Below are 6983 nucleotides of genomic sequence, written 5' to 3'. Positions count from 1 at the left end.
CTTCGGGACAAGGATGTTTTTTGACGCTACGTTGTTATGAATGAATCATTTAGAATGACTAAATTTCTTCATTCATTCCTAGTATCGCCTAAAAAACATCCGTTGTCGCAAGCATCTGTGAAATGTCAACAGACCCTAATATCAGTTTCGATCTGTAGTGCTTGTTGTTCAATCAAATCAGTACTGCGCTTGAGCATTTCCACAATTTTCTGCGTATCGACAAATTCAAAACGATTAGTCGATGCCAATACAGTGAACGCCCATGGTGCTTCTTTACTCGAATAGCGCACAGGCACAGAGATACTGGAAAATTCTGGATGCAACTCGCCTTGCGAGATGTAATAGCCTTGCTTCTTGATTTGTCTGAGTTTACTGATAAATTCTACCTCATCTTCAGCAAAACCATTCTTTGCCAAATCCTCAGCAAGATATTGATAATATTCGATTTGCTGTTTCTTAGTCAGATTTGCCAAGATAATCTTTGCCGATGATCCAGCCGACAAGGCGCGCGGACAACCTCGACCATAGACCAATTCTTCATTACGAAAAGATTCATGATGAATATCAACACAACTCTTGCCCTCTAATGCCGTGATTAAACACAACATTTCAGTACGATTAACCACTTCTCGCATCTGCGGAATGCAGAGCTGTACCCACGGATCGCTTTCTCGGGCAATATAATCAAGCACTGCAACTTTTGAACCAAGCACATACGAACCAACACTGTGATGTGCCTTTTTAAGCAGTCCCGATTCGACCAATTCTTTCAGATAGCGGTACGCCATAGGCTTCGATACATCAAGCTCTTTGCAGATATCATCCACATCAATGACAGGACGCTGGACAGAAAAAAGATCCAAAATCATCAATATACGGGCAAAACTCGATGTACTCAACACATACTCCATCACTCAGAACTAATCAAAAAAATAGCAAATAAATCGGCTGAGATGCTTCATTCTATATTAGTTTTAACCGACTATTAATTATTCACATTATTAAAGTAGGTTCAAGATTTAGTTAACCTAGAATTTATTTTTAAAAATAAAACTGCACTGAAAGAAAGAGAGGCGACAAACCAAGTCGCTATGCTAATGAATTTTTCACAAAGTCATGGCATGATAAGCCAATGATTAGAAATCACTAAATGAGAGAGTTTACAGAGAATGACAACACAGATGAATTGGGTAAACTTGCTCGCCGCCTCACGTCTTGGTAGTAAAAAAAGCACATCAGAACAAGCGCGTAGCCCATTTCACAAAGATTATGATCGCATTATATTTTCACAAAGTTTTAGACAACTGAACCGTAAAACCCAAGTCCATCCACTGACCCAGCACGACGGCATTCATACTCGCCTGACGCATTCCCTTGAAGTATCTTGTATCGGTCGTTCGCTCGGGATGCTGGCTGCGGAAAAGATCGAAAAACATCTGCCATCTTGGGTTAGCCCTGCCGATGTCGGTGCGATCATTCAAGCGGCGTGTTTGGCGCACGATATTGGCAATCCACCGTTTGGGCATGCGGGTGAATATGCGATTCGAGATTGGTTTGATCAAACCTATCTGAATAAACCCTATCTTTTTACCTCAGAACAATGGGCGGATTTACGTCAATTTGAAGGTAATGCGCAAGGTTTACGGGTGTTATCACGCCTTGATTATCATCCTAACGATGGAGGTATGCGCCTGACTTATGCCACGCTTGGTGCTTATCTGAAATATCCATGGCTCAGCAAAATCATTGATGATACTGATCGCACACCGAATCATCATCGCCCAAAGTTTGGTTGCTATCGCACGGAAAAAGATGTGTTGCAATTGGTTGCTGAACAGCTTGGACTAATTCAACTCGGTGAATATCATTATTGCCGTCATCCGCTGACCTATCTACTCGAAGCTGCTGATGATATTTGCTATGCGCTGATTGATTTGGAAGATGGCATTATCCTCAATATGCTCAGCTATGAAGAAGTAGAGCCGATTTTTACCGAACTGGTTGCCGATTATGGTTTGCCTGAGGAACTTGGACAAAATACCTCATGGCAACAAAAAATCGCAGCGCTACGTGGTCGAGCGATGAAGCGCTTGGTCGATGAGGTTACTAGCGCATTTGCCAATCATCATGAACAATTGCTTGCTGGAGAATTGCCACATGGCTTGTTGCATTATTGCAGTGCTGACATTGCGCACGGCATTCAAAAAGCCAAAGATTTAGCACGGAACAAAATTTTTAATCATCGTCATAAAGCCGATTTGGAGCTGTTGGCGCATGCTAGTGTACAACATTTACTCAATGCGTTTATTCCACTGACTGATCCTGAGCGTCGAGTGAGCTTTAAAGAACAGCGTTTGATGATTATTCTCAATAGTTTGGGGATTCAGATTGGTGAAGATTATTTCCAAAACGTTATGCAAGTGTTGGATGTGATTAGTAAATTTTCTGACCATCAGGCTTATGCGATTTCACAAGAGTTGCAGGGAAATAAAGTGGGGCTATTGTAAACACACGGTGAATTTGGCACTGTATTGACTATTAAATACATTGCTTGAATTGGAAAACATTTAAGTAACCACTTTTTTAATTTTTTAGAATTGAATATTTATGATCGGCTCACTGACTGGCGAAATCCAACACCTCGAAGGTGCTACCGTTATCCTCAATGTCGGCGGTGTCGGCTATGAAGTCGATACGCCCCTTTCCACATTTTGCCAACTCAAACGTGGCGAAACCGTCACACTTTGGACGCATTTCGTAGTACGTGAAGATGCACAGCAATTGTATGGCTTTAGCGAATTACAGGATAAAGTCATTTTCCGTACCTTACTCAAAGTCAATGGTATCGGTGCAAAAATGGCTTTAGGTATTTTATCTAGTCTAAGCGTTGAAATGCTGATTCATTGCATTGAGCTTGAAGATGTAAATACTTTGGTCAAAGTACCGGGAATCGGTAAAAAAACCGCAGAGCGTCTAATCATTGAACTTCGTGATCGTCTAAAAGCGCTTGGAAATAGTACGACGAGTTCTAGTTCAAGTGGCTTAGAACGTATTCAGTTTATCCCTGACTCGCCTGTAGCAGAAGCTGAGTCTGCATTGGTCAGTCTCGGCTACAAACCTGCCGAAGCTCAAAAAGCCATTGCAGCGGTAAAATCAGAACATGACGAAAGCGCAGGACTGATTCGTGCTGCGCTCAAATCTATGATGAAATAACATCTTAATGAAATAAATTTCCCTAAAACGCTTTACCCTTTACTATGCTTAAAAGCCAAAATCTGAGTACCTCATGCAAGACCGTTTAATCAGTGGACTAGAAAAACCAGAAGATCAATTTGATCGTGCCATTCGCCCAACTTCGCTCGCCGATTATGTCGGTCAGCCTGTGGTACGTGAGCAAATGGAAATCTTCATTGGCGCAGCACGTGGTCGTGGCGAAGCATTGGATCACACTTTGATTTTTGGTCCTCCGGGACTTGGGAAAACAACTTTAGCGAATATTATCGCTCGGGAAATGGGTGGCAATCTCAAATCCACTTCAGGCCCTGTACTGGAACGTGCAGGCGACTTGGCGGCGATGTTGACCAATCTTGAAGAAGGCGATGTACTCTTTATTGACGAAATTCATCGACTTTCACCTGTGATTGAGGAGATTCTCTATCCTGCGATGGAAGACTATCAACTCGACATCATGATCGGTGAAGGCCCTGCGGCACGTTCGATTAAACTGGATTTACCACCATTTACTTTGGTCGCTGCAACCACGCGTGCAGGTTTGCTGACTTCGCCTTTGCGTGATCGTTTTGGGATTGTGCAACGCCTTGAATTTTATTCGGTGGAAGATTTGACCAGTATCGTGCTCCGTTCTGCTCGGTTAATGAATTTACCGATTACCCAAGACGGTGCGCATGAAGTCGCACGTCGCTCTCGTGGCACGCCCCGTATTGCCAATCGTTTGTTACGTCGTGTGCGTGACTATGCCGAGGTGAAAGGCACAGGTGAAGTCACCCAAGAGATGGCACATAAAGCACTCGACATGCTCAATGTCGATAAAGATGGTTTGGACACTTTAGACCGTCGCTATTTATCTATGCTGTTAGAGCGTTTCGATGGTGGCCCTGCGGGTGTGGAAGCCTTAGCAGCAGCCATGGCGGAAGATAGTGGTACATTGGAAGATGTGATTGAGCCGTATTTGATTCAGCAAGGATATGTGATGCGTACCGCACGTGGACGTATTGCCACCAATCAAGCCTATTTGCAGTTTGGTATGACACCACCTGAACCGAAAGAAAAATAACGCAACCAACTCCTACACACCAACCTGTCTTAAAACTGCAATATTTCTGTCATATTGATGTCATCGCAGACTGTTTTCATAGTGCCAAATTAGAGAAATACTATGGAGTAGTCACATGGCTGGCTTGGTTTGGCGTTTTGTCACCTGAGTAGAAGCGACTTGAGATTGTGATGACATACTTCTCTATTTTCTACACGCAAGAATTTAATTATAGAGGAGCCCTAGCTAATTCACAATTCAAGCCAATACGAGTCACTAATTACATCAATGTAGCTATAAGCATAGCGCAATATAAAATCCCCCTCATACTAAAATCGTCCACCCATACTAGCTTTATCTCAAAACGAGAAGGAATTTTTAATACCAACATGATTCGTTGCACATCATCATTTTTGCTTGATGAAACAAGAGCTTTTATTGAAATACTGATATAAAAAATGAGAGAACTAATCTATAAGTTCTCCCTTTTTATTCGACTCTATTGAATTAAGCCTAAACATTTAAGCTTCGTTATTTCCCCCTAACCATTTGGTCGAGTCACAATTGGGAAAATCGAATCTGGACGTTTAAACATGGCAAAGAATTTTCCAATTTTCAGTGGATTACCTTTGACTTTACTGTCTTTAGAAAGCAGGACTTTTACCCCTTCTATTTGACCTGTAATCATTTTTAGATATAAGGGCTTGGTTACGGTTAATGTTGGGCAATCCGATGCCAAACCATTACTGTCATCATGACGTTTAAACTGCATGACTGAGTTTTCAACCCATAATGAAAAATTCTCTTGGGTATCCGACAAAACCAGATTGATACACTGATTTTCATTTTTTAAATTTTCCACATCTAAATTTGTTGCCATGGCTTCCAGAAATCTTTCAGTTGGCGTGTGAATCAATAAATCACTCGGATCAGATGTATTTTCCATAGGTACATTATTTTGTAGCTCTTGAGCGCCCACCAAAAAGAAATTACGCCAAGTTGAAGCCTCAGCAGCATAGCCCAATTGACGATACGTATTTGCCAATAAGTCTTTTGCTTGTTGGTTTTGAGGGTTATTCAACACAATATGTTTTAAAATCTCGGCAGCCCATCTATAGTCAGCTTGAGCGTAGGCATCCCGCGCATTTTTCAATGCATTGTTCTCCCCACCTGCTAACTCAATATATTTTTTTGCAACAGCTTTAGGGGGTAATGGATCTAAATTGGAAGGATGAGCATCAAACCATCCCATATAGTATTGGTATACCGCTTTTACATTATGCTTAAGGGTTCCATAATAGCCATGCGCATATAGTTTTTGATCAAGTGCCGCTGGAAGCTTAATTTTTTCGGCAATTTCAGCGCCATTAAAACCAGAGTTCATATATCTCACCGTCTGATCATGCGTGAACTTATAAACATCTCGCTGGGTTTTAATAAAATCTTGAATATTGTCATTGCCCCAGACAGGCCAATGATGCTGTGCAATCAATACATCGGATGCTTTGGCATGTTGCATTGCTTGGTCTAAATAGCCCACCCATTTTAAGGCATCACGGACTTTAGCACCGCGGAGAGTATAAAGATTATGCATGGTATGCGAAAGAATTTCCGCGCCATTATAAAGTTTCAGTGATGGAATAGAGAACGTTAATTCTGCTGGTGCTTCTGAACCCGGCACGTTATAAAACACAAAATCCAAGCCATCAACCGTCATTTTCTGTTCTGGTTGAGTGATCAGTTGTGTAGGCTCAAGGATGCCCATTTTTCCCACAGCAACAGCCTTACCTAAACCTGTATCCACCAATCCTTCCGCATTTTTAGGTAGAAAAGTTCCATACATATAATTCGCACGACGTATCATGGCTGAACCTGCCATCACATTTTCACTGGTCGCTTCTTCCATAAAGCCTTGTGGCGCAATAATTGGGATTTTTCTAGCGTTAATTTCTTCGCTAGAAAGAACGCCTAATGCACCACCAAAATGATCGATATGGCTATGGGTAAAGATAATGGCTGAAATTTTTTGCTCACCTAAATGCTGCCTAGCAAATTTAAGTGCTGCTTCAGCCGTTTCTTTAGAGGTTAATGTATCCACAATAATCCAACCAGTATCACCCTGAATAATGGTCATATTTGCCACATCAAAACCACGAATTTGCCAAACTCGATCTGTCACTTTAAATAGACCAACATTATTGTTGAGCTTTGCTTGTCGCCATAGTGCAGGATTAACAGTATTTGGTGCTGGATCATTTAAAAAATTAAACGCATCAAAATCCCAGATCACATTGCCTTTTTCACTTTTAATTTGACCTGTTGGCTTGGCAATAAAGCCTTTTTGCGCATAATTAAACTCAGTCATATCATCTAAATTATATTTGGTTTTATACGCATTATTTGATTCAATGACCGCTTTTTCGACTTGTCCATTTGCTGCAAAAACAGAAAATGGCAAAATAAACATCAATGAGACCGTTAAAAATTTAATTTTCATTGTCGTTCCTTCTTTGGTGGTGTTTCAAAAAGTATGCTGAAAAAAAGCAGGTTGGATTTTGATAAAATAGAGTAATGCGAATAACTCTAGAAATCAAGTGTCCAGCCTGCCTAAGTGACAGTATAAAGAAAAATGGCACAAAAGTAGATGGTAAGCAAAATTACCAATGTAAAATATGCAGACGTCAATTTATTGGTGATCATGCTCTCAGTT

At 41.2% G+C, this 6983-nt stretch carries 6 protein-coding genes; 4 read left to right on the top strand and 2 right to left on the bottom strand.

Translation table 11 applies throughout. The annotated features are described in order from the left end of the window. Positions 1-125 precede the first annotated feature (125 nt). The gene (locus ACE3PQ_RS05705; protein ID WP_374296008.1) at positions 126-899 is read right to left on the bottom strand and encodes an IclR family transcriptional regulator; all 774 of its coding nucleotides are present in this window, start codon (positions 897-899) and stop codon (positions 126-128) included. Between the two features lie 270 nt (positions 900-1169). Between ACE3PQ_RS05705 and ACE3PQ_RS05700 the strand changes: the two genes are divergently transcribed. The 3 genes from ACE3PQ_RS05700 (at position 1170) to ruvB (ending at position 4294) form a co-directional block, all read left to right on the top strand. Beyond that, the gene (locus ACE3PQ_RS05700) at positions 1170-2507 is read left to right on the top strand and encodes a deoxyguanosinetriphosphate triphosphohydrolase (RefSeq protein ID WP_374296006.1); all 1338 of its coding nucleotides are present in this window, start codon (positions 1170-1172) and stop codon (positions 2505-2507) included. A 100-nt stretch (positions 2508-2607) separates the two neighbouring features. Then, complete coding sequence (ruvA, locus tag ACE3PQ_RS05695; RefSeq protein WP_374296004.1) at positions 2608-3213, top strand: Holliday junction branch migration protein RuvA; 606 nt, start codon at positions 2608-2610, stop codon at positions 3211-3213. A 73-nt stretch (positions 3214-3286) separates the two neighbouring features. Further along, complete coding sequence (ruvB, locus tag ACE3PQ_RS05690; RefSeq protein WP_374296002.1) at positions 3287-4294, top strand: Holliday junction branch migration DNA helicase RuvB; 1008 nt, start codon at positions 3287-3289, stop codon at positions 4292-4294. 520 nt (positions 4295-4814) lie between these two features. Here ruvB and ACE3PQ_RS05685 read toward each other — a convergent pair. Beyond that, complete coding sequence (locus ACE3PQ_RS05685; protein ID WP_374296000.1) at positions 4815-6770, bottom strand: alkyl/aryl-sulfatase; 1956 nt, start codon at positions 6768-6770, stop codon at positions 4815-4817. Between the two features lie 74 nt (positions 6771-6844). Here ACE3PQ_RS05685 and ACE3PQ_RS05680 point away from each other — a divergent pair. Beyond that, on the top strand, positions 6845-6983 hold a 139-nt coding region (locus ACE3PQ_RS05680), incomplete at its 3' end, for an IS1 family transposase (protein WP_374296010.1).

The sequence above is a fragment of the Acinetobacter sp. genome (assembly GCF_041911495.1).
Taxonomy (GTDB): domain Bacteria; phylum Pseudomonadota; class Gammaproteobacteria; order Pseudomonadales; family Moraxellaceae; genus Acinetobacter.
The sequence above is the reverse complement of the archived record's forward strand: the minus strand, read 5'-3'. Positions and strand labels throughout refer to the sequence as shown.